This window comes from Streptomyces sp. NPDC002888 (assembly GCF_042888465.1).
Lineage (GTDB): Bacteria > Actinomycetota > Actinomycetes > Streptomycetales > Streptomycetaceae > Streptomyces.
In genome coordinates this window covers 34,701-59,924 of sequence record NZ_JBIAPU010000020.1, presented here as the reverse complement: position 1 = coordinate 59,924, position 25,224 = coordinate 34,701, and the positions used below count along the sequence as shown (strand labels likewise).

General features: G+C 72.1%; 26 protein-coding genes. 14 read left to right on the top strand and 12 right to left on the bottom strand.

Annotated elements, in window-relative coordinates; all coding sequences use genetic code 11:
- The first annotated feature begins 102 nt into the window (after positions 1 to 102).
- From ACFYWX_RS29855 to ACFYWX_RS29845, 3 genes are all read left to right on the top strand, one after another.
- A complete protein-coding gene (locus tag ACFYWX_RS29855) occupies positions 103 to 1,050 on the top strand; it encodes a serine protein kinase RIO (protein WP_389427281.1) in 948 nt (315 codons plus the stop codon).
- Positions 1,051 to 1,333: 283 nt separating this feature from the next.
- Positions 1,334 to 1,819 (top strand): DUF2975 domain-containing protein, encoded by a 486-nt coding sequence (locus tag ACFYWX_RS29850; protein WP_389427279.1) that lies wholly within the window; start codon positions 1,334 to 1,336, stop codon positions 1,817 to 1,819.
- Positions 1,819 to 2,040, top strand: a complete 222-nt coding sequence (locus ACFYWX_RS29845) for a helix-turn-helix domain-containing protein (RefSeq protein WP_389427277.1) — start codon at positions 1,819 to 1,821, stop codon at positions 2,038 to 2,040. Before ACFYWX_RS29850 ends, ACFYWX_RS29845 begins: the two co-directional genes overlap by 1 nt.
- Before the next feature lie 180 nt (positions 2,041 to 2,220).
- Here ACFYWX_RS29845 and ACFYWX_RS29840 read toward each other — a convergent pair whose 3' ends face one another.
- From ACFYWX_RS29840 to ACFYWX_RS29795, 10 genes are all read right to left on the bottom strand, one after another.
- Positions 2,221 to 3,138, bottom strand: coding sequence for a hypothetical protein (locus ACFYWX_RS29840; protein ID WP_389427275.1), 918 nt, complete (start codon positions 3,136 to 3,138; stop codon positions 2,221 to 2,223).
- Complete coding sequence (locus tag ACFYWX_RS29835; protein ID WP_389427273.1) at positions 3,135 to 3,731, bottom strand: flavoprotein; 597 nt, start codon at positions 3,729 to 3,731, stop codon at positions 3,135 to 3,137. The genes ACFYWX_RS29840 and ACFYWX_RS29835 overlap by 4 nt, the downstream gene beginning before the upstream one ends.
- 46 nt (positions 3,732 to 3,777) lie before the next feature.
- Entirely contained in the window at positions 3,778 to 5,079 is a 1,302-nt protein-coding gene (locus ACFYWX_RS29830) for a M16 family metallopeptidase (protein ID WP_389427271.1), read from the bottom strand.
- Complete coding sequence (locus tag ACFYWX_RS29825) at positions 5,076 to 6,488, bottom strand: insulinase family protein (RefSeq protein ID WP_389427269.1); 1,413 nt, start codon at positions 6,486 to 6,488, stop codon at positions 5,076 to 5,078. The genes ACFYWX_RS29830 and ACFYWX_RS29825 overlap by 4 nt, the downstream gene beginning before the upstream one ends.
- Before the next feature lie 192 nt (positions 6,489 to 6,680).
- A complete protein-coding gene (locus ACFYWX_RS29820) occupies positions 6,681 to 6,830 on the bottom strand; it encodes an LxmA leader domain family RiPP (RefSeq protein WP_389427267.1) in 150 nt (49 codons plus the stop codon).
- 126 nt (positions 6,831 to 6,956) lie between these two features.
- Entirely contained in the window at positions 6,957 to 7,991 is a 1,035-nt protein-coding gene (locus ACFYWX_RS29815) for a T3SS effector HopA1 family protein (protein WP_389427265.1), read from the bottom strand.
- Between the two features lie 48 nt (positions 7,992 to 8,039).
- Positions 8,040 to 9,107, bottom strand: coding sequence for a class V lanthionine synthetase subunit LxmK (gene lxmK, locus ACFYWX_RS29810; RefSeq protein ID WP_389427263.1), 1,068 nt, complete (start codon positions 9,105 to 9,107; stop codon positions 8,040 to 8,042).
- Positions 9,108 to 9,193: 86 nt separating this feature from the next.
- Positions 9,194 to 10,861: a hypothetical protein gene (locus ACFYWX_RS29805; RefSeq protein ID WP_389427261.1), complete on the bottom strand. Its 1,668-nt coding sequence runs from the start codon at positions 10,859 to 10,861 to the stop codon at positions 9,194 to 9,196.
- Entirely contained in the window at positions 10,858 to 11,553 is a 696-nt protein-coding gene (locus ACFYWX_RS29800; RefSeq protein ID WP_389427259.1) for an ATP-binding cassette domain-containing protein, read from the bottom strand. The genes ACFYWX_RS29805 and ACFYWX_RS29800 overlap by 4 nt, the downstream gene beginning before the upstream one ends.
- Before the next feature lie 2 nt (positions 11,554 to 11,555).
- Positions 11,556 to 12,296: a class I SAM-dependent methyltransferase gene (locus ACFYWX_RS29795; RefSeq protein ID WP_389427257.1), complete on the bottom strand. Its 741-nt coding sequence runs from the start codon at positions 12,294 to 12,296 to the stop codon at positions 11,556 to 11,558.
- A gap of 323 nt (positions 12,297 to 12,619) precedes the next feature.
- Here ACFYWX_RS29795 and ACFYWX_RS29790 point away from each other — a divergent pair, with 323 nt between their 5' ends.
- The 4 genes from ACFYWX_RS29790 (at position 12,620) to ACFYWX_RS29775 (ending at position 16,079) form a co-directional block, all read left to right on the top strand.
- A complete protein-coding gene (locus ACFYWX_RS29790; RefSeq protein WP_389427255.1) occupies positions 12,620 to 13,117 on the top strand; it encodes a hypothetical protein in 498 nt (165 codons plus the stop codon).
- 151 nt (positions 13,118 to 13,268) lie between these two features.
- On the top strand, positions 13,269 to 13,772 hold the full coding sequence (locus tag ACFYWX_RS29785) for a hypothetical protein (protein ID WP_389427253.1): 504 nt from the start codon (positions 13,269 to 13,271) through the stop codon (positions 13,770 to 13,772).
- Positions 13,765 to 14,928, top strand: a complete 1,164-nt coding sequence (locus tag ACFYWX_RS29780; protein WP_389427251.1) for an MAB_1171c family putative transporter — start codon at positions 13,765 to 13,767, stop codon at positions 14,926 to 14,928. Before ACFYWX_RS29785 ends, ACFYWX_RS29780 begins: the two co-directional genes overlap by 8 nt.
- 308 nt (positions 14,929 to 15,236) lie before the next feature.
- Positions 15,237 to 16,079, top strand: coding sequence for a serine/threonine protein kinase (locus tag ACFYWX_RS29775; protein ID WP_389427249.1), 843 nt, complete (start codon positions 15,237 to 15,239; stop codon positions 16,077 to 16,079).
- A 21-nt stretch (positions 16,080 to 16,100) separates the two neighbouring features.
- Here ACFYWX_RS29775 and ACFYWX_RS29770 read toward each other — a convergent pair whose 3' ends face one another.
- Entirely contained in the window at positions 16,101 to 17,138 is a 1,038-nt protein-coding gene (locus ACFYWX_RS29770) for a Ku protein (protein WP_389427247.1), read from the bottom strand.
- A gap of 72 nt (positions 17,139 to 17,210) precedes the next feature.
- Between ACFYWX_RS29770 and ligD the strand changes: the two genes are divergently transcribed.
- Positions 17,211 to 18,092, top strand: coding sequence for a non-homologous end-joining DNA ligase (ligD, locus tag ACFYWX_RS29765; protein WP_389427245.1), 882 nt, complete (start codon positions 17,211 to 17,213; stop codon positions 18,090 to 18,092).
- Positions 18,093 to 18,180: 88 nt separating this feature from the next.
- On the opposite strand, the gene ACFYWX_RS29760 is transcribed toward ligD, so the two are convergent.
- Positions 18,181 to 18,984, bottom strand: a complete 804-nt coding sequence (locus tag ACFYWX_RS29760) for a nuclease-related domain-containing protein (RefSeq protein WP_389427243.1) — start codon at positions 18,982 to 18,984, stop codon at positions 18,181 to 18,183.
- Between the two features lie 100 nt (positions 18,985 to 19,084).
- Between ACFYWX_RS29760 and ACFYWX_RS29755 the strand changes: the two genes are divergently transcribed.
- From ACFYWX_RS29755 to ACFYWX_RS29730, 6 genes are all read left to right on the top strand, one after another.
- Positions 19,085 to 19,591 carry a dual specificity protein phosphatase family protein gene (locus ACFYWX_RS29755; protein WP_389427241.1) on the top strand — a complete coding sequence of 169 codons (507 nt, stop codon included), beginning with the start codon at positions 19,085 to 19,087 and terminating at the stop codon, positions 19,589 to 19,591.
- A 99-nt stretch (positions 19,592 to 19,690) separates the two neighbouring features.
- A complete protein-coding gene (locus ACFYWX_RS29750; protein ID WP_389427239.1) occupies positions 19,691 to 20,485 on the top strand; it encodes a hypothetical protein in 795 nt (264 codons plus the stop codon).
- Complete coding sequence (locus ACFYWX_RS29745; protein WP_389427237.1) at positions 20,482 to 21,813, top strand: ATP-binding protein; 1,332 nt, start codon at positions 20,482 to 20,484, stop codon at positions 21,811 to 21,813. The genes ACFYWX_RS29750 and ACFYWX_RS29745 overlap by 4 nt, the downstream gene beginning before the upstream one ends.
- A gap of 122 nt (positions 21,814 to 21,935) precedes the next feature.
- On the top strand, positions 21,936 to 22,304 hold the full coding sequence (locus tag ACFYWX_RS29740; RefSeq protein WP_389427235.1) for an SH3 domain-containing protein: 369 nt from the start codon (positions 21,936 to 21,938) through the stop codon (positions 22,302 to 22,304).
- 65 nt (positions 22,305 to 22,369) lie between these two features.
- Complete coding sequence (locus ACFYWX_RS29735; RefSeq protein ID WP_389427233.1) at positions 22,370 to 23,740, top strand: FtsW/RodA/SpoVE family cell cycle protein; 1,371 nt, start codon at positions 22,370 to 22,372, stop codon at positions 23,738 to 23,740.
- Positions 23,737 to 25,194: a penicillin-binding transpeptidase domain-containing protein gene (locus ACFYWX_RS29730; protein ID WP_389427231.1), complete on the top strand. Its 1,458-nt coding sequence runs from the start codon at positions 23,737 to 23,739 to the stop codon at positions 25,192 to 25,194. The genes ACFYWX_RS29735 and ACFYWX_RS29730 overlap by 4 nt, the downstream gene beginning before the upstream one ends.
- Positions 25,195 to 25,224 lie beyond the last annotated feature (30 nt).

Sequence of the window (25,224 nt, the reverse complement as noted above, 5' to 3'; positions counted from 1 at the left end):
GAGCTGCCCGGTGCTCCACGAGAGGAGGCACGACCGTGACCACGACTGTCCTCGGCCTGCCCGCAGACCGCCTCTCTCGCACCTCATGGAGCACCTCCAGCGATGTCTCACGACGATCTCTCGCAGCACCCTCAGCACCCTCAGCACCCGGCATTTCCTGACGCCTTCATCACCGACGCCCACCACTCCGTCCCGCCGCCGGACGACCTGGGTGACGTCGACGACCGGTTCGTCTTCGACTTCCGTCCCTACGGCGACCTCGAGGACGGCCAGCGCTGGTCGACCTGGCTCAGCGTCGAACCTCTCTGCCGAGGCCCCGAGCCGCTCCCGGACTGGGTGGTGACCTCGCAGGGCGCGATCGACACCGAGCTCGGCGTCCTCAAGACCGGCAAGGAGGCCGACGTTCACCTCGTCGAGCGCGCCGACCCGCTCGATCCCGCCGCCGGTGTGGTCATGGCGGCCAAGAGGTACCGCTCTCCCGAGCACCGGACGTTCCACCGCGCCGCGTCCTACACCGAGGGCCGCTCGATGAAGCGCTCACGTGACGAGCGGGCCCTCAAAAAGAAGAGCACCTTCGGCCGACAGGTCGCGGCCGGCGAGTGGGCGGTGTCCGAGTGGGGTGCGCTGGTGCGGCTCTGGAACCTCGGGCTGCCGGTTCCCTACCCGGTCCAGATCGACGGCACCGAGATCCTCATGGAGTGGATCACCGTCGTCGACGAGGACGGCACCGTCCGGACCGCGCCCCGGCTCGCCCAGACAAGGCCCTCACCCGACCTGCTGGCGGCGTACTTCGAGCAGCTCACCGACGCGCTCGCGACGATGGTGCAGAACGGCTTCGTCCACGGCGACCTCTCGGCGTACAACATCCTGGCGGCGGGCGAGCGGCTGGTCATCATCGACCTGCCACAGATCGTCGACCTGGTCGGCAACCTCAACGGGATGAGCTTCCTCCAGCGCGACTGCGCCAACATCTGCGGCTGGTTCCGCTCGCGGGGCCTCGACGTCGACGAGCACGCGCTGTTCGCGGATCTGATGGCACACGCCTTCTGAACCGGGCAGCCACCCAGGACATCCCGGCGGAAGTCACGGCACATCGCCGCCCCTCGCGCTCTCCCGACGCGCTGCCGTCCCGAGGGAGCCAGGGGCGCACCCGGCGCAGGGTGCAACTGAGGCCGACTTCGACAAGGTCAAGACGGTTCGCGCAACCGGCATGCCGTGGGAGGCGGCGGCGTCCCGCCGCGGTACGAAACTGCCGCCCGCCCTCCGTTCCAGCCCTTGCTTCGCCTATCGAATCTCGATAGATTCCCATCGCAACTCGATGGGAGGATGGGGCATGGGAAAACTGACAGTGCGTGCGCTGCGCGCCGTGCTCGTGGTGGTGCTCGCCGGCACTGTGTTCGTACAGGCATTGATGGTGTGGGCGTTGGCCACCGACCCGGAGGACGGGTCGCTCCCGCTGACCCCGCTGCGCGTGATCACGATCCTGGGCATGGTGTCGGTCCAGGTCGCCCTGGTCTGCGTATGGCGGCTTGTGACGATGGTGCGACGCGGAACCGTGTTCTCCCACGCCGCCTTCCGGTACGTGGACGGCGTGATCGGCGCGATCGTGGCGGCTGCCCTCGTGTGGTTCGCGGTCACGGCCGTCAATGCGCCGGGGCAGCGGGAGGACCCGGGCGTCACCGTCATCATGGGCGGGATTGGCGTGGCCATCCTGGGGGTCGCGCTCATCGTGCTCGTGCTGCGGATGCTGCTCGCCCAGGCCGTCGCGCGCGACGTCGAAGCGGCTCAGATGCAGGCCGAGTTGGACGAGGTGATCTGATGCCGATCACCGTCGACATCGACGTGATGCTGGCCAGGCGGAAGATGTCCGTGGGCGAGCTCGCGGACCGCGTAGGGATCACGCCCGCCAACCTTGCGGTACTCAAGAACGGCCGCGCCAAGGCGGTGCGCTTCGCGACGCTCGCCGCGCTCTGCGAGGTGCTCAAGTGCCAGCCGGGCGACCTGCTGCGCTGGGAGGCCGAGGACGCCACAGGCGGATGACATGCCCTTCCAAGATCATGGAGGTTTCGACGCCCCTTGATCCGAGTCGTCCTTCGAGTCCGGCGCCACCGCCGACGGCGGCTACGAAGTGAGCCTCGGCATCCCGGCCCACACCGGCTGAGAGGACCTCGATGGCCGAGACTTCACCCACCCGGACCGCTGGACCCTGACCTCGGGTTTTCAGGGGAGTCTGCGCTGGGTCACCCGTAGCAGGTCGAGGGCCGAGGTCCCTTCCTCGTCGATCAGGGAAGCCAGTTGGAGCAGTGACGACTCCACGCCCGGGTTCCAGTTCACGTGGGCGGCGAAGTCGAGGAGGTGGGTGAGGCGGCGGAGGGTGGCGACGCGGGCGAGGAGAGGGGTCTCGAGTGGGCCGCGGGCGTCGAGCAGGGACTGGGCCATGGTGCTGAGGAGGGCCACGGAGTCCTGGTGCGGGGCGTTGCGGTGGGCGATGTCCGCCATCTCGGCCAGTTCGCCGAGCAGCCAGCCCGTGTCGAACTCGGGCGGGCCGGAGGAGAGGCTTTCGCCGGTGAGGAGGACGGGAGGGGAGACGCCCTCCCGGGGGAGGACGATGAGGCCCAGGGAGGGTTCTCCGTGCAGCAGCACGGGGGGCCGTTCATGGAGGTCGCGGATCCATGCGCCGAGGGTCTGGAGGCGGTGCACTCCCAGGTGCGCGCGGGTCAGGGTATGCAGTCGCGGTGCCTCGCCCGGGCCCTCTCCCGTGCTGAGCCAGGCCTCGAGGCGAGTGAGTGCCGGTGGTGGAGGGAGGGCGGTGGAGGGGTGGTCCGCGATGCGGCGCAACGCCTGGCCGGCGGCGGCCGTGGCCGTGGCGGCCGCGGACGGGGGGAGGTTGAAGCGGCCCGGTGGCCAGATCAGTTGGGCCAGCGAGAGGTCGCCTCGGCAGAGGTACGCGGTGTCCTTTCCGGACCGGGTGCCCAGGACCATGTGGGGCTCGGACTCTGGAAAGCCGGGGGGTGCGGCGGGTCCGAGCTCGCCCCGGAGTCGGGTTCTGGTCCAGCGGAATCGGCCCGCTCCGGCCGGTTCGACGCGGGTGCGCAGTTGGCGTGTCCCGAAGGTGCGGGGCTCCGGATCCCGGGTCATGCCGCGTCGCCCCTGGCCGGTACGCAGTCCCGGCGCAGGCGTTCCAGTCGGTCCAGCACCACCGGCAGCGGGGGTGGGGAGGCGCCGTCGGGGCGGTCGGTGCTGACGGAGCGGCCGGTGACGGTGGGGATCACGGTGATGTTGGGGCGGGTGGCGAGGGACTGGAGGTGGCCGGTGAGGACCGGGTTGTCCCGGCATCCCGGCGGGAGCGCCGGCGCCACGGCGATCGGGGCCCGGGTGCACTGGAGGGCCAGCTGGACCGGGGTGTCCGTGAGACCCAGTGCGAAGCGGCTGACGAAGTGCACGGTGGCCGGGTAGACCGCCACCGCGTCGGCCCACTCGGCGAGTTCCATGTGCAGGGCGCCGGCGTTGGGGTCCTCGGGCCAGGTGTCGAGCAGTACCTCTGTCCCTCCGATGGCGGAGAGGGCCGTACGGGAGACGAAGCGCTCGGCGCTGCGGGTCACCACGATCCGTACGTCCAGCTCGGGGTAGGAGACGCGCAGCCAGTTGATCCAGGTGGGCAGGAGCGCCACCTGGACCGCCCCGGTGCCGACCAGCAGCAGGCGTTCGGCGCCGAAGGGCGGTGCCGCCACATGAACATCATCGGGTGGGCGGGGCGTCACGGTGATCTTCCTTCCATCAGCTGTGCGGGGTGAAGCCGAGGCGGGCCAGCGGGGCCGTGAGGGCGGGCAGGTCGCCGACGACGACCGCGGCCTCGGGGGGCGCGTCGAAGACACGGGCGGCGGCGCGTTCGACGTCGTCGGCGGTGGTCTCGGAGAGGCGGCGCGGGTACGCCTCGATCCAGTCGGGCCCGATGCCCCAGCAGCCCAGGGTGGCGAGGAGGTTGGTGAGGTCGGTCGGCGAGGCGGTCGCCATCAGCAGCGAACCGGCGAGGAAGGTGTGGGCGTGCGCGGTCTCCTGCGGGGTCGGCGGGTCCGTCACCATGCGCCGGGCATCCGTGAGGACCTCCTCGACCACCTGCCCGGTGGCGGCCGGTGCGCACGACACGTCCAGCGTGATCGAGGTCGTGCCGAGCACCCGGTCGAAACGTGACGCCGCGTGGTACGTCAGGCCCTTGCGCTCGCGGATGTTGGTCACCAGCCGTGAGGAGAAGTAGCCGGCGAAGACCGCGTTCGCCACGGCCTGTGCCGTGTATCCCGGGTCCTCGAACGGCAGGCACGACCAGGACATCGCCACGGTGGACTGGGCGGAGGCGGGGCGGTGGATCAGGGTCCTGGGCGTGTCCGACGGCGGCGACGGGTCGGGCGCAGGGGTGGCGGTGGGCCGAGGGGGCTGCCAGGCGGCGAGGGCGTGCCCCACCAGGTCGCGGGCGGTGTCGGGGGTCACCGCGCCGACGAGCAGGATCTCGGCGCGGTGGGGGGTGAGAATGCGGCGGTGGGCTTCCGTCACCTCGTGGGCCGTGAGGCGGGCGGGGGCGCCGTCGGTGGGCGGCTCCTCGAAACAGCTCAGGTCGCCGCGCCGGATGCGGTTCAGGGCCCGCAGGGCGAGGAGCCGGGGATGGCCGCGCAGCGTCTCCGTCGCCTGAGCGATGCGGCGGGCCTCCCGGGCCACCCATGCCTCGTCGTACGTCGGGTGGGCCAGGCGTTCGCCGAGCAGGCCGAGGAGCCGTGGCAGTTCGGACGCTTCGCAGTGGCCGGCGAGGATCAGCCACTCCGCGGTGCGGCCGGCGTGCAGGCGTCCGGTGCGCAGGGCGGTGTCCCAGCGGACGACCCGGGTGCCGAGTCGGGTCGTGCCGGTGAAGAGGGTGGCGGCAAGCAGTTCGGCCACGGCCGCGTCCTGGCCGTCCGACGGGGTGCACGGGATCTGGACGCGCACCTCGACGGTTTCCGTGCCGGTGCGGGGGACGGTGAGGACGCGTACGCCGGTGTCCAGGTGCCGGGTGTCGGCCTCGGGCAGGAGAAAGGCGTCACCTGCGCTCATGCGGCCGCTCCCTTCCTCGCCGGCCCCTCCGTCGTCGGCCCCTTCTTCGCCGGCCCCTCCTTCGCCGCCCCCTCCTTCGCCGGCCCCTCCTTCGCCGGCCCCTCCTTCGCCGGCCCCTCCGTCGCCGGCCCCTCCGTCGCCGGCCCCTCCGTCGCCGGCCCCTCCGTCGCCGGCCCCTTCTTCGCCGGCCCCTCTTTCGCCGACCGCACCGCGAGCAGCGCCACCTGCCCGCGGCTCAGTTCCGCTGCCGTGGACCGTACGAGGCTCGGGTCGAGTGTCCGGAGGCGGGCGGGGACCTGGTGGAGTCGGTCGGGGGTGTCGTACAGCAGGGTCCACGTGCCGAGCGCGCGGGTTCGGGTGAGGAGGTGGTCGTGCCGGCGGTTCCAGTGGGCCGCCCGTGCGGTGGCGGCGTGGTGGAGTTCCTCCTCGGGGAGGGTTCCGTCGCCGATGCGCTTCAGGGTGCGTACGACCAGATCGGCGAAGTCGTCGTGGACGGAGGCCGGGTGACGGGCCGTGACGACGAGGGTGTCGGGGTCGCGGGCGTCGAAGGGGCCGAAGAAGCCGCAGCGGGACGTCGCCGAGGTGAGCTCCAGGCCCTCCTCGTGGGCACGGGAGCGCAGTCCTGCCGGGCCGTCGCCCGCCAGGAGGTGTGCCAGGAGGACGCAGGCGAGGTAGCGGTCGTGGTCGTCGGCCGGGTCGGGGAGGCGGAGGCCGACCGCGGTTGCCGGGAAGGGTGCGTGCGGGTCGTCGTACGCGCGGTGTGCCCTGTCGGTGGGGCGAGGTTCCCGCAGGTCCGGTGCGGTGGCGGCGGGTCTCGCCGGGATGTCGCCGAAGTACTGTTCGACCAGTGCGGCCGTGCGGTCGGGGTCGATGGCGCCGGCCACGGTGAGGACGGCGTTACCGGGCGGATAGTGGCGGTCGAAGAACGTGACGCAGTCGTCGACGGTGGCGCGGTCGAGGTCGGTGAAGTCCCCGTAGCCGTCGTGGGCGTTGGGATACGTGCGGTACAGCGCGGCGGGCAGGGTCGTCCACGGGAATCCGCCGTAGGCGCGGTCGCGTACCTGAAGGCGTATCTCCTCTTTCACCACGGCGAGTTGGGTGGTGAGGGCGTCCTGGGTGAGGCGCGGGGAGCGCATGCGGTCGGCTTCCAGGAACAGCAGTCGTTCCAGGGCGGCGGCGGGAGCGATCTGGTGGTAGTCGGTGTAGTCCTGGTGCGTCGAGCCGCCGGCCGTGCCGCCGAGCGCCTGGACGCCCCTGAGGTGTTCGCCGGGTTCGACGGCGGCGCTCCCCTGGAACATCAGGTGCTCGAAGAGGTGGGCGAATCCGCTGCGCCCTTCCGGTTCGGAGCGAAAACCCACACCGTAATGTACGCCCACGGCGACGAGCGGAATTCCCTCCTGCGGGCTCATCACCACTTCCAGTCCGTTCGGCAACGTATTCCGAAGGACCGGATGTCGCACCGGTGTCATATCACTCCGAAAAGAATCGGCCGAAAAGAATCGACCGAAAGGAAAAGAAGGCGCGCCCGGGACCCCTTCGGGCCCGGTTTCCGGACCCGAAGGGGTGGCCGTCACGGCGTCGTGCCGAGCCGGTCGGCCGGTTCAGCAGGTGATGCCGGCGGTGATCGTGATACAGATCTCCGATGAGGTCACCGTGCTGGTGATGGCCGGCGCGTCGGTGGCGTCGGCCGCGGCGATCTCCTCGGCGGTGGTGTACGCGGCATACCCCTCGATGAGCTCGACGGATTCCATGACCGTCTCCTTTCCGTGAAATCGACAAGGAAATGCGTGAGGATTACTCCAAGGGTGATCCGAGGAATTCCGGGCCACCCATCACGCTTTATCAGATAATCATCTTCCAGCTTTTCGCGGAAGTCATCAACCGAATTCATCGGCGTGACGCGGGCCACATTCCCCGATGCGCGCGATGTTCGGCGAATCGATATTCCGGTGGATGGCCGAGGGGTCGACACGGGCTTCCCGCAGGCGTGCGGGGAGGGAAGCGCCGCCCGTGCCGTCGAGCAGCGCCTCGGCGACGGCGGCGGCCCGGTGCTGGCCGAAGCTCAGGCCGCGGCGGCCCGGTCGGCGGTCGTCGGGCTCCCAGGCCAGGGAGACGCCCGGCGCGAGCACCCGGGCGAACGAGGAGGAGAGGTCCGGCCGCCCGGCCTTCTCGGCCGGCTGTACCCCTTCGGTGAGGGCGGGGACGACGTCCCAGGCGTCCGCGCCGAGGTAGACGACGAGTCCGTCCCGGCGGGGCAGCAGCCACTGCGCGGAGGTCACCTTGGCCCGGTACCGCACGCCTGCGTCCTCCAGTGTGCGCAGGGTGCGGGTCCACAGGCCGACGGCCTCGTCCGGATGGTCGACGTGCTGGTAGAGCCGCAGCAGGGGGCCGCCGGAGGGTCTGCCCCTACTGCCGTCCACCAGGAAGAAGCCGGGAGACAGACCGGGGCGGCGGGCCGGCAGCCGCACCGTGTCGCCGACCTGCTCGACCGCGTCGCCGAGGCGGACCCTGAGACCGTCCACGACCGCGATCCGCGCGGCAGCGGCAGTGGCGGCGCCAGCGACAGCGGCAGTGGCGGCTCCAGCGACAGCGGCAGGCGAGGCACCGTGCTCCCGCGGTTGTGCCGCGACCAGGGTCTCGGTGTGCGGTGTGCACTCCGCCAGTCGTCGTTCGAACGCCGGCTCGCGCAGGGGGCGGCCCTCGTCGTTGCCCGCGCCGAAGGCGTGGCCCACGTGGAAGGTCTCGTAGAGCGCCGTGACCAGTTCCTGGCGGAGTTTGCGAGGTGTGTCCGCGTCCAGGGAGCGTCCGGCCACGGTGGCGTGCCGGCCGTCCGGAGAGACCTCGACCTCGGCCAGGATCGCCGTGAGCCGCGGATCGAGCCGCGTGTCAGGTGGAGAGGCAGCCGCTGTCATCCCAGTCCCCCAGCCCGCGTCATCCCAGTCCCCCAAGTCCGGGTCATCTCAGTCCCCCAGTCCGAGCGTCGTCACGAATCGCTGCGGACGCAGCAGCGCCGACCGGCCGATCCCGGCCGCCGCCCGGTCCAGCGCGCTCAGCCGGGGGCGTCGCTCGGCCGCCGCGAGCATCCGGTCCAGCAGGTGCCAGCCCGCGAACGCCGTGGCCCGCTCGGCGAGGCCGGGATCCGGCTCCGGGACCCGCTCCCGGTACCCGGCCCAGAAGGCGACGTTCCTGGTGCGCAGCCGGGTCAGTTCGCGTACGCCCCGCTCCACCACGTCACGGTGTGCGGTCGCCTCGTCCGCGCCGAAGTCGCCTGCCACGCCCGAGGGGCCGAGCTCCTTCGACGGCAGGTCCAGCACGGCCCGGTACAGCCACTCACCCATGAAGTCGCCGACGTCGCGGGCCGGGTCGGCGCGGCGGAACTCCTCCCAGTCGGACAGCCACAGGGTGTCGCCGTCCCACAGGAACTGGTCCAGCCGCAGGTCACAGTGGGCCGCGGTGGTGGGTGCCGCCGCCTCCAGGCGCCGTAACTCCCGTACGGCGAAAGCTAATTCGTCGTCCTGCTGAAGGAGTCTCCAGGCATCCAGCGAAGCCCCGCTGGCCTGGGCGTAGTACCTGGCGGGCAGGGCGTCGAAGAACTCCAGCGGGGGCAGGAAGGGCGGTTCGTCCGCTTCTTCGGGCACCGGCAGCGTGTGCAGCGCTCCCACGGCGCGGCCCGCGCGCCGGGCCAGGTCGTCGGTGAACGCCTCCTCCTCGGCGAGGTCGGCGCCCGACCGGGCGTCCCGCAGCCAGCGGAAGACGACGGTCAGCTCCTCCTCGTCCCACCCCAGGCAGGGCGGCGTGGACAGGGCGGCGTCCGCGGTGGGCGCCGTCGCCTCGAAGCGGAGGAGCCGTCGGAAGCGTGCCCGTGCGTCGGGCTGCTCGGGGTCGAGACGCTTGACGAAGACGGCGTGCCCCGCGTCGGTCGTACCGACGCGGTTGCTGTTGCGGCCCTTGGGGGCCGTGTGCTCGTCGGCGTCCAGGACTCCGAGCCCGAGTCTGCCGAGAAGGGGTGTCTCTGCTGTCGTGGTCAACGGGCCGTCCTGAAGTCGGGAGGGAAGGGAAGAGGGAAGAGAACCGGAGAGGGGAGGCGCACAGACGCCCTCACGCACGGATGCCCTCACCCCCTGAGCAACCGATGCGCCGTCCGCCCGGCCCACCACAACCCGCCCGCACCCGCCGCGAGCTGGACGACCAGCCGCAGCGGCGAGTACGTCCCGTCGTGCACCACGCTCACCAGCACGGGCACCGTGACGATCAGCGCGGCCAGCGGACCGCGCAGGTACCACACGAAGGTCTGCACGGGAGCGGTGCTGCCCATCGGGGTCTGGGTGCCGACCAGGATGTGGGCGGGGATGACGCCCCGGTAGGAGCTGACGAGCGCGGCGGCGACGAACGCGGGCACCGCGCCCACGAGCACCGCGAGGCCCGGCCGGGCCACTCCGGCCGACGCGCAGACCGCGGCGCCGATCCCCAGTCCGGCGCAGAGCAGGACGGCGGGGACGAGCGCGTGCCAGAGCGCCAGTTGGCGAGCGGTCCACGGCAGTCCGGCGGAGCGGCGTACGTCGTCGCTCTCCAGACGGGCGGGCTCGGTCAGCTGGGCGGCGGCCAGGTACTGGGCCACGAAGGCGACGACGCACACCAACTCGCGGGCGTCCTCGCGGACCTGCGGGGCCGTCACCGTGAGTGCGACCGCCGTCGTGGTCCACACCGCCGCCCAGCCGAGCCGGCCGGTGGCGCGCAGCAGGGCGGTCGCGTCGCGCCAGGGCACCAGGAGCCGGGGGTGGCGTGGTGGGGGCAGTCGTACGGCGGGACGTGACCGGCTCTCCTGCAGCGAGGGGAGGCCGGCTCTGGCCTGCCGCAGGTCGAGCATCACCAGGGAGGTCGCGACGGCGGAGGCCACCGTAGCCCGGCGGCGCAGTGCGCCCACGGGGATGAGCGGGGTTTCGCGGACGGCGAGCAGGGCGAGGGCGGCCAGGGACGCCACGGAGAGCGCCGCCCCAAGGCCCCACCAGGGGGCCGGGCCGCCCATCGCGGCGACGAGGGGCTGCGCGGACCAGCCCCACGGCCCCGACCAGAGGAACAGACCGGCGGACCAGGCGGGCGTCCCCCGGGACACCGCGAGTGCCGCGACGGCCACCACGACCGCCAGGGCCGTCCAGGCGAGGGCGAAGAGTCGCGCCCCGTGCCGCAGTACGTGGCGGTCGTAGCGCTCGACGCAGACGCCGACGGCACTGGTCATGACCCCGGCGGCGACGCCAGCCCACGCCCCGGCGAGGGTCGCGGCCGGCCAGGGGTGGGGGCCGGAGCCGTACAGGAGGAAGCCGGTGGCCGCGCCCAGCGCCAGTCCCACCGCCGCGGTCGTCCCGGCGGACGCGGCGAGCCGGGGCAGCAGCAGCGGGCCGCGTCGCACGGGCGTCCTCAGCAGCCAGCTCACGGTCGGCTGGTCCACCAGGACGGGCCCGCGCCACACCGCCGCCCGGGCCATGCCCAGCAGGACCAGCAGGAGCACCACCGGGAACGTCACCGGAAGGCTCGTCACGACGTCCGTCATGGCGGCCGACGGCCGTTGTCCGCTGTGCCCGGCCCGTGCGGCGGCGAGCAGGCCCGGGATGCCCCAGAAGGCGCCGACGAGCGCGATGCCGTAGAGGGTGAAGGCCAGGCTGCGGCGCTTCTCCTCGCGCGTGGCGCTGCGGGCCTCGTGGAGGTGGGCGCGTACCCGTGCGGTGGGCTCGTCCGCGGCCAGGGGGCTCGTAACGGACCTCGGGGTGCGCAGCAGGGGGCTCATCGTGAGCCTCGTCGGTCCGCGGACCGGGCGGAGGCCAGCACGCCGTCCTCCAGGGTGAGCACCCGGTCCGCGGCGGCGCCCACCGCCTCGTGATGCGTCACCGCGAGGACCGCGGTGCCGCGGTCGCGGTGGTCGGCCAGCCGTCGGGCGAGGTCGTGCCGGGCCCGGCTGTCGAGGCGCTGTTCTGGCTCGTCCAGGACGAGGAGGTCGTGCGGGCGGACGAAGGCGGCCGCGAGGAGCATGGACTGGACCTGGCCCGACGACAGGGCCGTCGGCACGGCGTCGGCGTGGTCCGTCAGCCGGTGCTCGGCCAGCGCCTCCTCGACGACGTCGTCCGCCGCGTCGCCGTGTCCGTGGGCGAGTGCCACCAGCATCAGGTGCTCGCGCACGGTCAGGTCGGGGTAGCAGGCACCCGGGTCGATCACCGTGGCGAGCCGTGACCGGACGTCGGTGGCGTCCTCGTCGACGGGGCGGCCGGCGAACAGCGCCTCTCCCGAGGTCGGCTGCTCCCTCCCGCACGCCACGCGCAGCAGCGTCGACTTGCCCGAGCCGTTGTCCCCCATGATCACGACGAACTCGCCGGGACGGATGTCCAGGGTGACGGAGCGCAGGACGGCGTGGTCGCCGTAGGTGCGGCCCACGTCGGTCAGCCGGAGCAGCGGGGAGGTGTCCGCGGTGCCTGGGGAGCGCATGGTCAGCCGTTCTCGGCGGCCTCGTAGACCGAGACGTGACGGGGGCTGTCCGGTCCGTACGGCTCGCGCTTCCAGCCCGCGTACCGCTCGGTGAGGCGCAGACCGGCGAGGCGGGCCATGAGGTCGATCTCGGAGGGCCAGGCGTACCGGATGACTTCCTGGGTGGGCCGCGGGGTGCCGCCGTCGATCACGGTGTGGATGACCAGCATGAGCTGACGGTCCCGCATGACATGGGTGCTGTCGATCATGACGGCGCCCGGCGAGAGGTACCGCGTGCTGGTCTTCTCGCCGTCCAGCTGGTGGTACGGCAGCGGGTCGAAGGCCTCCACGACCACACGTCCGCCGGGGGCGAGCTGCTCGCGCATCCGCTGCATGCAGCGCACCTGGGCGTCGGCCGTGCTGGGCGCGAAGAAGGTGTTGAGGGCGATGAACACGACGTCGTACCGCTCGCCCGTGGTCTCGGTGGTGAAGTCGCCGGTGTGCGTCACCACGGTGGCGTCCGGGTCGCGCTCCTTCAGTCGCGCCAGCATCTGTGCGGACGCGTCGATGCCGTGTACCGTCAGCCCGCGCTTGGCGAGCGGGATCGCCATACGGCCGTTGCCTACGCCGAGTTCGAGCACCCGGCCGGAGGCGGGGGTCAGGGCGGCGAGGAAGTCGACGGCGTCGGCGGCGTCCGGTGACTCGGGCGGGTACATCAGGTCGTAGACGTCGGCCAGGGCGTCGTAGGCGAGCTGTGACTCCACATCATCTCCCGGGTTCGCCGACTCCGACCGAGGTCGGGCCGGTCGGACCGCTCGGAAAGCTACCCGATCATCGGCACGGCGGCCCCTGACAGCGACGAGGATCGCTTCCCGGAAGATCACGTGACCGAAAACCACTGTTCCACCGCTGACCCTGAGGAGTGAGAGTTGACCTCGAACCGGAAAGCCTCGTCGAACCGGAAAGCCTCGTCGCACGCGCAGAGGGAACGAGATGGCCACAGCTGGTGTCCGGGCAGCGGACTACACTCCGTCCGCAGCGACGAACCGGGCAGTGGGTTCCCCGACTCAGCGAGTGAGGCCGTCAGATGAGCAACGGCGCAGCGCCGCGAGGGGAGGGCCGGCCGGTTCTGCAGGGGCTGGACCGGCGCATCAACGAGCTGATCGCGGTGCTCTATCCGGACGAGCGGACCCGTCCCGGCTTCGCCCGCCTCGCCAAGGAGATACGGGAGGCCACGGGCAGCACCATCTCGGGCACGTATCTCTGGGAACTGGCGACCGGCAAGAAGCACAACATCACCCTGGCCCAACTCGACGTCCTGGCCGAGTTCTTCGGGGTCCCCCTGCCGTACTTCCTCAACGAGGAGGTCTACGAGCGGGTCAACTCCCAGATGGCACTGGCGGTGGCGCTGCGCAACGCCAAGATCCGCAGCATCGCGCTGCGGGCCGAGGGGTTGCCGCCCGCGAGCCTCGACGCGCTCCTCGCCATGGTGACCGAGGCCCGCAAGCTCCAGAACCTGCCGGACGATGAGGCGTCCCGGGCCGCGCGGCCGGTCACGCCCGAGGACGACGCCGCCGCCGGGTGACCCCCACCGCGTCCGTGCCGCTCGTCCGTGCCGCCCGCCCGTCCGCCCGTCCGCGACCCCGTCGTACCCGCGCACCTCCCACCACACCCCCACCACACCCCCACGCCCCCCACGACGCCCCCCACGACGAACAGGCCCGGGTGAAAGACCCATGCTGTACCGCTACGCGGCGCTGCGGCGCCGCTGTCACACGCTGCTCAAGGACATCGAGTTACCGACGCCGTTCTCGGTCGACGCGCTGTGTGCGCAACTGGCCCTGCGGCGCGGGCGTCATCTGTACCTGCATCCGCTGCCCGAGAAGACCGCTGGGGCGGGGGCGTGCGGTGTGTGGCTGGCCACCGAGGACACCGACCACGTGTTCTTCGAGCGGCGCACCAGCAGGCTGCACCAGGAGCACATCGTCCTCCACGAGGTGGGCCACATGCTCCTCGACCACCGCGGCACCGACCCGGCACCGGACCTCGTCGGGCTGCTGCCCGACCTCAGCCCCCGTCTGGTGAGGCGGTTGCTGGCGCGGACCGCGTACTCCACGCGCCAGGAGCAGGAGGCCGAGATGCTCGCCAGCCTGATCCGGGTGAAGGCCGGCCATCCCTTCGCGGCGCACCGTCCGCCCCGGCCCAACGAGGCGGAACAGGCACTGGGACTCCATGACTGACCATCAGGACCCGTTGCCGCTCGCCCTGTTCGAGGCGGTGAGTGTGGGCGTGCTGCTGATGGTGTCGCTCCTGCGCGCGCCGACGGCCCTGCGCTCCGCGCAGCAGCGGCCGCTGTGGACCACCGCGGCACTGGCCGGGGTGGTGCTGGCACTGGACGCCGCGTGGGGTCCCTCCTCCGGCCGACTACCCGCCTACGCGGGCGAATTGGCGACCATTCAGGAACTCGTCGGGATGCTCGCGGCGAGTGCCGTGTGGGGTTTCCTGCTGAGACTGACCGGACGTGCCCACCGGATTCCGGCCTTCTACGCTCTCGCCCTCGGCCTGGCGTCGACGCTCACCGCCATCGGCCTCACCGTCGACGTGCACGCGACGCCCCTGCGGCCTGCCGACCCGGATGCGCACCTGCTTCTCACCTGCCTGTACTGGCTGCTGCTGCTCGGCTACCACCTGGTCACCGGTCTGTGCTGCGGGATCCTGTGCTGGATCCACGCCGCCCGCGCCGCGGGCCGGGCCCTTCGGGCGGGCCTGCTGCTGTACGGCGCCGGCGCGCTGCTGTCCGCCCTGCTGGCCCTCCTCGCGCTGTGCCGCACCGTCACCGACGATCCTCGGCTGCTGTCCCTGGCCCCCTGGCTCACCAGTACGGAGGCCCTCGCCCTGGGACTGGGCACGGCCGTGCCCCTGTTCGTCGGGGTGCGCAGGAGGGTGCAGGACGTACGCACCCTGCACCGGCTGTATCCCCTGTGGCGCGATCTCACGCGCAAGGCCCCGCAGGTCAGGCTCGAGCCGATACGGGGGCGGGGACGGGCGAGGGCTGTTCTCGCCTCCCTGTGCCACCCTCGGCTGCAGCTGTACCGGCGCACCATCGAGATCCAGGACGCGCTCCTCGCTCTCGGCCCCTCGGCTCCCGAGGCGCTGATCGACGAGGCGCGCCGTCGGGTGGGCGAACACCGAATCCCCCCTGACCGGTCGGCCGCCGCGGTCATGGCCTGCTGGCTGCGGGCGGTCCCGGCACCGGCACCGGGCGCCGGTGGGCAGCAGCGGTCCGACACGCCCACGGCGTACGCGGTGGTGGACAGCGAGCAGTGGAGCGACGAGCGGTTCCTGCTGCGCGTGGCCGAGTTCTACGACTCGCCGTTGGCCACCGGCTCTTCCTGAGGAACGTCCGCTTCAGCGGACGGGTTCCGGCGTGGGTCCGCACGGTGCACGGCCGCCTGATGTCCAGTCAATTCTTCTTGCAGCAGCGGTTTTTCGGACAGTATCAGCAGCTCAGGGCCCGCCGTTATCGCATTGACACTTCAACTCGGTGCGTGCCTACACTCACTGCGCCGCTGTCCGCTCAACTGGACGGTTGAGAAGGAAGACCGGCCCCGCCGCTGACCACCACACGGGCCGACACCGCTTCACTCGACGAGTCGGCGCAACGAGCGTGCCGCCGACCGGGACAGAACCGGGGGAACAACGCCGTGGACTCTTCGCGCGCCATCATCGTCCATCTGGGTCGCAGCAGCGGTGACGGCAGACGCCGCACCACCGAGCTGCTTCCCGGCACCAGCACGGTCTTCGGCTACGACGCCGCCTCCAGCAACCGCATCGACGTGCGGGAGGAGAACATCTCGGAGCCGGCCGGCCGGATCACCGCGAGCCAGGGCCACTGGCTGCTGTCGAACTTCAGTCCGGCCGCCAGCTACATCGTGGAGAACATCGAGGGCCGGAGCGAGTTCGTCAAGGTCCTGCCCGGGCGGGAGCACGCGCCCATCCCCTTCGAGCTGTCCCGGGTCATCCTGCCCGACCAGCCGCGGCTCACCCGGTTCAGCGTGCTGGCGCCCGCTCCGCGCCGCGTGTCCGATTCCGCGCTGCGCCCCAGCCTGGCCTCCCGCACCTTCAGCCTGCCCGAGGACACCAAGTACTTCCTGGTCCTGGTGGCCCTGTGCGAACCGCGCCTGCGGGCCAGCTCCCTGCACGGGGTGCCGACGGACAACGAGATCGTCGAGCGTCTGCAGGCGCTGCCCAGCTGCCGCAACATCACCCGTGCCGCCGTCAACTACCACCTCGACTACCTGGCCTCCACCAAGCTGCCGCTGGACAAGTGGGGCGACCACCCGGGCGAGGACCGGATGCGCTGGAAGCGCGAGGCCCTGGTCTCCATCGCCCTGCGTCACGACCTCGTCCGTGACCGCCATCTCGATCTGCTTCCCCCTTCTCCGGACCGGGCGCGTCTTCACGTGCTGCCGGTGCAGGCGGACGCCACGCGGCGGCTGAGTCCGGCCGCGCTCGCACCTGGCCCAGCGGTGTCCATGCACCCCTGACACGCCGGAGGGCGGGCGTGCTCACGCCGTGCGCTTGCGGGCCGCCGTCTTCTTCGTGGCCGTCTTCTTCGCCGTGGCCGACGACTTCTTCGCCGTGCTCTTGGTCGCCGCCGTCTTCTTCGCGGCCTGGGACGACTTCGCCGTCTTGGCGGTGGACTTCCTCGCGGAGCCGGACGCGGCGGTCTTCTTCGCGGCCGTCTTCTTCGCGGTGGACGCGGACTTCTTGCCGCCGGTCTGCTTCGGGGTCGCGCGGGAGGACAGGTGGGCGACCTCCGCCTCCTCGCCCCGGGACTCCTTCGCCGCCCGCACGCTCTTCTCCAGGGCCGCCATGAGGTCGAGGACCTTGCCGCCGGCCACGGGTTCCGGGGCCGCGGGCGGGGTCTCGCCTGCCGCCTTCGCCGCGATGACCTCCTCCACGGCCTCCCGGTACTCGTCGTGCAAATCCTCCAGGTCGACCTCGCCCAGGGTGTCCATCAGGGCGTCCGCGAGGTCGAGTTCCTGATCGCGGACGGTGACGTTCGTGTCGGGGGCGACGCCCTGGGGGTCGCGGACCTCGTCCGGCCACAGCAGCCCGTGCATGGCGATGGCGTCGCCGACCACCCGCAGCATGCCCAGGCGTTCGCGGCCGCGAAGTGCGTACTTCGCGATGGCCACCTTCTGGCTGCGCTTGAGGGCCTCGCGCAGCAGCGTGTACGGCTTGGCGGCCGGGGCGCCGCCGGCCTGGAGGTAGTACGCGGCGTCCATCTGGAGCGGGTCGATCCGGTCACCCGGCACGAAGGCGACGATCTCGATCGTCCGGGCCGTCGGGATCGGCAGGTGGGCCAGGTCCTCGTCGGTGATCGGAATGACGGTGCCGTCCGCGTCCTCGTACCCCTTGCCGATCTCCGCCTGGCTGACCTCGCGGTCCTCCAGTTCGCAGACCTTGCGGTAGCGGATGCGGCCGCCGTCCTCCGTGTGGATCTGACGGAAGGAGATCGAGTGGCTCTCCGTGGCGTTCACCAGCTTGATCGGGATGCTGACCAGCCCGAACGAGATCGCGCCGTTCCAGATGGATCTCACGTGCGGCACCCTTTCGATCGGGTCGAGATATTTTGTGCGACTTTTCACCTTAATCTCTGGGATTCTCATCGTATGACGCCGATCACAGAGGTGGAGGGGCGGCGGCTCGCGCTCAGCAATCTGGAGAAGGTGCTGTATCCGGCGACCGGCTTCACCAAGGGCGAGGTGCTGCACTACTACGCCACGACCGCGGACGTCCTCCTGCCCCATCTGCGCGACCGGCCGCTGTCCTTCCTGCGCTACCCGGACGGCCCGGACGGGCAGGTGTTCTTCGCCAAGAACGTGCCGCCGGGTACGCCCGAGTGGGTCACGACCGCCGAGGTGCCGCGGTCGGAGGGGCCCGCGCGGATGGTGCTGGTGCAGGACCTGGCCTCGTTGATGTGGGCGGCGAACCTCGTCACCGAGTTCCATACGCCCCAGTGGCTGATCCAGGCACCGGCCGAGGCCGACCGGCTGGTGTTCGACCTCGACCCCGGGGCGCCCGCCACCGTCGTCGAGTGCTGCGAGGTCGCGCTCTGGCTGCGGGAGCGGCTGGCGGCGGACGGGATCGAGGCGTACGCGAAGACGTCGGGGTCGAAGGGGCTGCATCTGCTGGCGGCGCTGCGGCCGGTCTCCTCGCAGCGGGCCACGGAGTACGCCAAGGCGCTCGCGGTGGAGGCGGAGAAGGCGATGCCGCGGTTGGTCGTGCACCGGATGACCCGGAGCCTGCGGCCCGGGAAGGTGTTCGTCGACTGGAGTCAGAACGCTGCGCGGAAGACGACGGCTACGCCGTATACGTTGCGGGCGCGGGCGGAGCACAGTGTGTCGGCGCCGGTTACGTGGGCTGAGGTCGAGGAGTGCGGGGATGCGGCGCAGCTGGCGTTTCTGGCTCCGGACGTCGCACCACGGGTGCGGGATTTCGGGGATCTGTTGGGGCCGCTTCTTGATGCCGACCGTGCGGGGGCGCTGCCCTGAGCATGACGGGTGCGGCTCCGCTGTGGCTTGTCGCGCCCCGCGGCGGAGCCGCATCTCGACACTGCCCCGCGCCCCTGAGATGGGTCCACTACACCCGTGTCCAGGTGTTTCTGTCCCTCGCCATCGCGTGCAACGCCTCCACGTCCGCCGGCTTCAGTACGCCGCCCAGACGGGCCAGATTCGCGATCTCCGTGTCCTTGAGGATGCGGACCTCGCGCACCGGGCCGGCCGCCGTGACCTCGGTCGGGTCTACGGCGGCCAGGACCGGGTGGACCTCGGCGGTCAGGGCGTAGGAGGCGCGGTCGGCGGCGGAGCGGACGCGGCGGAGCAGGGGGTGGGGGTCGCGGCGGCCCAGGGCGACCATGGGGTCGGTGATGAGGACGCGCTGCTTGTGGGCGTACAGGGCGTGGATCGCGAACAGGCCGCCCGGCCCGATGGCCAGGTGGTGGACGAGGTCGCCGCCGGGCAGCGGGACGGAGTGCAGGGTGTGCCAGCCCGCGCCGTCGAGCCGGTCCAGGGCGTCGCCGACCGCCTGCTGCGCCGCCAGCTCCCGGCGCCGGGGGTCGGGCCGGAGGCGGCGGGGCGGGCCCGGGTCCCGGTCGAGGGCGACGAGCAGGGCCTCGCCGGGGCGGTTGGGGGCCAGGTCGTCGTCCGGGTGGAGGGAGAGCCGGGCCAGCTCGGCGGGGGTCGGGACGGGCGGCGGGCCCACCGTGACCTGGCCGGTCAGGAAGGGGCGGAGGGCCTCGAGGACGTCCTCCGCGCGGTCCACGCTCAGCAGGTTGACCCGGGCCGCCTCACGGTCGTACCAGGCCACGTTCCTGCCGTCCGGGAGACAGACGTACAGCCGTTCCTGACCGTGGCGCCAGGTCGGTATGACGCGCAGTCCACTCATGCACCATCACCCCATGACCATGGGAACAGGCGGGGTGCTCCAGGGGCAAGAACCCGGCTACCTTTGAGAGGAGTTGGGAGCGGGAGCTGGGGAGGCGCAATTGCGTACCCGCGGGAAGCAGCCCGACGTACCGGCTCCGGACAGTGCGTGGAGCGAGGTCGTGCCCGGTCTGTGGATGGGTGGGCACGAGTTCCGGGGCCACGCCGGGCAGCTGGAGTTCGCCGTCGTGCAGGAGGAGTTCGATCTCGTGCAGACGCTGCTGCGGCTGCCGGGACACGGGCCGGGCCCAGGGGTGGAGCACCAGGTGTGGCCCATCCCCGACGGCCCGCTGGACGGGACGCAGCTCGCGGGCGTGATGCGGCTCGCGCAGGCCGCGAGCGACGCGCTGGACGCCGGCCGCACGGTCCTCGTCCGCTGCTACCACGGGTACAACCGCTCGGGGCTGGTCATCGCCCACGCCCTGGCCCGTCGGGGCCACTCGGCCGACGAGGCGATCCGGCTGATACGCTCCCGCCGCTCTCCGTGGGCGCTGCACAACGAGCTGTTCGTCGAGTACCTGCGGGCCGGGCTCTCGACGGCCCGGCTTCTTGAGGAACTCGCCGAGTAGGCGGGCGTCGACCCATCCATAAAGGCGATGCAAACGCAAATAGGACTCCCCTACGAATAAGGTGTACGGGCCGACAGCCACCCCGACCACAGGAGCCCCGTGCCCCCCAGACGCCCCTCGCGCGCAGCCTCCGCCCTCGGTGCCGTCACGCTTCTGGCAGCCGCCACCGCGGCCTGTGGTGACGCCGGTGGGCTGCGCGGCGCCGGGGCGACCCCCACCGCGATCAGCCCGGCCCGGCTCTGGCCGGACCTGCCTCCCGCCTCCTCCCCCGCCTTCGACTTCGACGAGGCGGAGACCGCGGTGGTGAAGGGCGTCACCGTCCCGGGGGACGATCTCCGCAGGGTGGACCCGGCCGCGATCGTGCGCGAGGAGATCTCCGGGAGCCCGGACGACTACGACGGCGACAAGGCGCCGTACCGCGAGACGGCCGCGCTGATGGCCGACTGCGGTACGGACGGGGACCGCGCCAGGTGCCCCGTCCTCAAGCCGTACTACCGGGACCTGACCGGCGACGGACGCGACGACCTGACGCTCGGCTTCCGGCTGCTGCCCGGCACGCTGACGGCCGTCCGCGTCTACACCGTGGAGAAGCACCGGCTGGTGCAGGTCATGCACTACGAGGACGCCGTGAGCGCGGTCGAGCTGGCCGGCCGGTCGGTGATAGTCCGCTCGCCGTCGGACATCGCGGGCTACGAGTACCGCCTCCAGTGGACCTGGGACGAGGAGCAGAAGGCGATGCTGCTCACCCACGACGAGATGCTGCGCAGCGACGGCAGGAAGCACGCCCCGCACTCCTCGCGCCCTCCCGGGTCCTCGCGCTCCCCCGGGTCGTCCCGGTCCCCCTCCCCGACCACCGCCGTCCCCGCCGCCCCCTCCTCGGCGGCCCCCCGATGAGGCTGGCGCTCCCCCAGTGGACCGCCACGCTCGCCGTGAAGGCCGCGGTCTTCATCACGGTGATGTGCTGCGCGCTGGCCGCCCTGCTCGGCGTGCTCGTCCATGTGCAGGTCACGAACCAGACCGTCGGCCAGGCCCGTGACCTCGCGCTGTCCCGGCTGACGGACGCGACCGCGGCGTTCGAGGCCGGGGACACGCTGCGGCCGGGCGCCGGCGTCGACCCGCAGGGGCTGCCGGAGCCGCTGCGGGAGCTGGCGGCGGCCGGGGAGCGCGGCACGATGGTCGCCGAGCACCGCGGACGGCCCACGATGTGGGCGGCGGGCCCCGCCGACGGCGGGCGGACACTGGCCGTCGCCGTCGACTACGGGCAGCAGGCCCGTACGATCCAGGGCCTGGACTCGGCCATCCTGTGGTCGTCGGCGCTGGCGATCGGAGCGACGCTGCTGGTGGGCGCGTTCGCGGTGACCCGGGTGACCGCACGACTGCACCAGACCGCGCGGGTGGCCCGGCGGATCACCGCCGGCGATCTGGACGCGCGCGTGAACGACCCACGGACACGGGTGAACAACCCCCGGACACGGGTGAACGACCCACGGACACGCGCGAACGACCCACGGACGAAGGAGCCGACGCGCCCGCAGGACGAGGTCGCCGCGGTCGCCGCCGCGCTGGACTCCATGGCGTCCTCGCTGCAGGGCAAGCTGCTGAGCGAGCAGCGGTTCACCGCCGACGTGGCGCACGAACTGCGCACCCCGCTGACCGGCCTGCACGCGGCGGCGGAGCTGCTGCCCGCGGGCCGGCCGACGGAACTGGTACGTGACCGGGTGGCGGCGCTGCGCACCCTCACCGAGGACCTGTTGGAGATCTCGCGCCTCGACACGGGGCGGGAGCGGCTGGAGGTCGACGCCGAGGAGCTCGGGGCGCTGGCCGAGCGGGTGGTGCGGACCTCCGGGACCGACACGGAGGTCCGGGTCGTCCGGGACGCGCGCGTGGAGACCGACCGGCGGCGGCTGGAGCGGGTGCTCGGCAACCTGGTCGCGAACGCGCACCGGCACGGGCGCCCGGCGGCGGTGTTGACGGTGGACGGGCCCGTGGTGACCGTGCGGGACCACGGGGACGGCTATCCGGAGTACCTCGTGGCGCACGGGCCGCAGCGGTTCCGTACCGAGGGCGGCGCGAAGGGGCACGGACTGGGGCTGACGATCGCCCTGGGGCAGGCGGAGGTGCTGGGCGCGCGGCTGGACTTCGCCAACGCGCCCGACGGTGGGGCGGTGGCGACCCTGACACTGCCTCAGCGGGCGCCCGGCGCCCCCGACGGCGCCGCGTGACCGTCCCCGGCGAACCCCACGCCCCCGATGGCCCAACGCGACGGGCACCCTCCGTGCACCGCCCCTAATGTGGCGATCAGTCACTTTCGCCCCCATCAGGGAGCCCTTCAGGGAGGTACCCCATGTCCATGCGCTCGCGTGCCACCCGCCTGCTCATAGCCACCGCCCTCGCCACCGCCCTCGCCACCGCCGCCGCCGTCACGCCCGCCGTCGCGAGTGACGGTGCGGCCGCCCAGGGCGGCGACACCCGCGCCCCGCGCCTGTACAAGGGCATCGTCACGGCGAACCGGCTGCTCCTGCGCAGCGCGCCCACCCGCGGCAGCCGTGTGATCCGGGCCGTCCAGCGGGGTGACTACGTCACGATCTTCTGCAGGACCACGGGCCAGAGCGTCCAGGGCAACCGCACCTGGTACCTCCTCACGGACGGCACCTGGGCCTGGGGGTCGGCCCGCCACATCGACACCATCGGCACACCGCCGCGCTGGTGCTGACACCCCCGGCAACACTCAAGCCGCACAAGAACCCGCAAGAATCACTATTTGGGTAAGTTCCGGACATGACCAAGGTCGGCACCACCGTGGCAGCGACGGACGCGCCCGCTCCCGCCGCGTGCCTCCCCCGGCGCCGGGGCGTCGAACTCGCCCTGATCCTCGTGGCCCTCCTGCTGTCCGTGTACGGCTACTGCAACGTCGGCATCGCCCGCAGCGGCACCCTCCCGCCCGGCGCCGCCGGTTACGGTGCCGGGCTCGGCGTACTCGCCCTGCTGGCGCATCTCGCCGTACGACTGCGCGCCCCGTACGCCGACCCGCTGCTGCTGCCCATCGGTGTGCTGCTCAACGGCCTCGGCCTGGTGCTGATCTACCGGCTCGACCTGGAAACCCCGGGCGACCGGGCCGCCCCCACCCAACTCGTGTGGTCCACGCTCGGCGTGGGCCTGTTCATCGTGGTCGTCGCCGCCCTGCGCGACCACCGGATCCTCCAGCGCTACGCGTACGTGTGCGTGGTCGCCGCCCTCGTCCTGCTCACCCTGCCCATCTTCTTCCCGGCCGTGAACGGTGCCCGCATCTGGATCCGGATCGCCGGATTCTCCATCCAGCCGGGCGAGTTCGCGAAGGTGCTGCTGGCCATCTTCTTCGCCGCCTACCTCGCCGCCAACCGCAGCGCGCTCGCGTACACGGGCCGCACGATCTGGAAGTTCACCAAGCTCCAGCTCCCCACCGGCCGCGTGCTCGGCCCGATCCTCGCCATCTGGCTGCTGAGCGTGGGCGTCCTGGTCCTGGAGCGCGACCTCGGCACGTCCCTGCTCTTCTTCGGCCTGTTCGTGATCCTGCTCTACGTCGCCACCGGCCGCACCGGCTGGATCGCGGTCGGCCTGCTGCTCGCGGTGCTCGGCGCGGTCGCCGTCGGCCGGCTGGAGCCGCACGTGCACAGCAGGGTCGAGGACTGGCTGCACCCGTTCGCGTCGATCGAGGCGGGCCAGGGCCCCAACCAGCTCGCGCAGTCCCTGTTCGCCTTCGCGGCCGGCGGATTCCTCGGTACCGGCCTCGGCCTCGGCCACTCCGTCCTCATCGGCTTCGCCACCAAGTCGGACTTCATCCTGGCCACGGCGGGCGAGGAGCTCGGCCTGGCCGGCCTCTCCGCGATCATCCTCCTCTACGGACTCCTCGTGGAACGCGGCTACCGTGCGGGCCTCGCCCTGCGCGACCCCTTCGGCCGGCTGCTCGCGGTCGGCCTCGCGTCGATCTGGGCGCTCCAGGTGTTCGTGATCGCCGGCGGGGTGACCGGCCTGATCCCGCTGACCGGCATGGCGATGCCCTTCCTCGCCCAGGGCGGCTCGTCGGTCGTCACCAACTGGGCCATCGTGGCCCTGCTGATCCGGGTGAGCCACTCGGCCCGCCGACAGCACGACAGACAGGCGGCACAGTGACCCGACACATCCGGCACGCGGCCGCCTTCTGCGCCCTGCTGCTCCTGGCGCTCCTGGTCAACGCCGCCCGCGTCCAGATCGTCCAGGCCCGCTCCTACGACCACAACCCGGCCAACCGCCGTCCCGACATCGCGCGTTACCGGCAGCCGCGCGGGAACATCCTGGTCGGCGACCGGCCGGTCACCGGTTCCCGGGACACCCACGGCCGGCTCCGCCACGAACGGACGTACCCCGAAGGGCCGTTGTACGCGCCCGTCACCGGCTACGCCTCTCAGATGTACGGCACGACCCTCCTGGAGCACACCGAGGACGGCGTCCTCTCCGGCACCGACCCGCTGCTCACCCCGCTCCCCCTCTTCAACGACGTCACCCGCGCCCGCAACCCCGGCGGAGACGTCGTCACGACCCTCAACCGGGCCGCGCAGCAGGCGGCGTACGAGGGACTGGGCCGCCGGAAGGGCGCGGTGGCGGCGATCGAGCCCGCGACGGGGCGGATCCTGGCGCTGGTGTCCGCCCCCTCCTACGACCCGGCGCAACTGTCCGGCAACGGCCCGGCGGCGGCCCGCGCGTGGGCGCGGCTGACCGGCGCCCCGGACAAGCCGATGCTCAACCGGGCCGTACGGCAGACGTATCCGCCCGGTTCGACGTTCAAGGTGGTCACCGCCGCGGCCGCGCTGGACGCGGGTGTGGTCCGCGACGTCGACGCGCCGACCGACTCCCCCGACCCGTACCAACTGCCCGGGACGACGACGAGGCTGGCCAACGAGTCCGAGGGCTGCGAGAACGCGCCGCTGCGGGTCGCGTTCCAGTGGTCGTGCAACACGGTGTTCGCGAAGCTCGGCGTGGACGTCGGGGTGGACGACATGGTGTCCACGGCACACGCCTTCGGCTTCAACGACGCGGATCTGCGGATCCCGTTCTCGGTGGCGCGCAGCACCTTCGACACGTCCGTGGACAAGGCGCAGCTGGCCCTGTCGTCGATCGGCCAGTACAACACGCGGGCCACGCCGCTGCAGATGGCGATGGTCGCGGCGGCCGTCGCGAACGGGGGGCAGCTGCGGTCGCCGTACCTGGTGGAGCGCACGCTCCGGGCGAACGGAGCGACGGTATCCACGGCCGGTCCCCGTCCCACGCGCCAGGTGATGCTTCCGACGACCGCGGCCCGGATGCGGCAGCTGATGCGGGACGTGGTGAGGGAGGGTACGGGGACGAACGCCGCGATCCGCGGCGCGACCGTCGGCGGCAAGACCGGCACCGCCCAGCACGGCATCGGCAACGCCGGGACGCCGTACGCCTGGTTCGTGTCCTGGGCCCAGGGTCACACCGACCTGGAGGCGAAGGTCGCGGTCGCGGTGGTGGTGGAGGACGCCTCGGGCAACCGGGGGGAGATCACCGGGGGCGGCATGGCGGCGCCGATCGCGCGGGCCGTGATGGAGGCGGTGCTCAACTCGTGAGTGCTCAAGTCGTGAGACGGGGGCTACCGG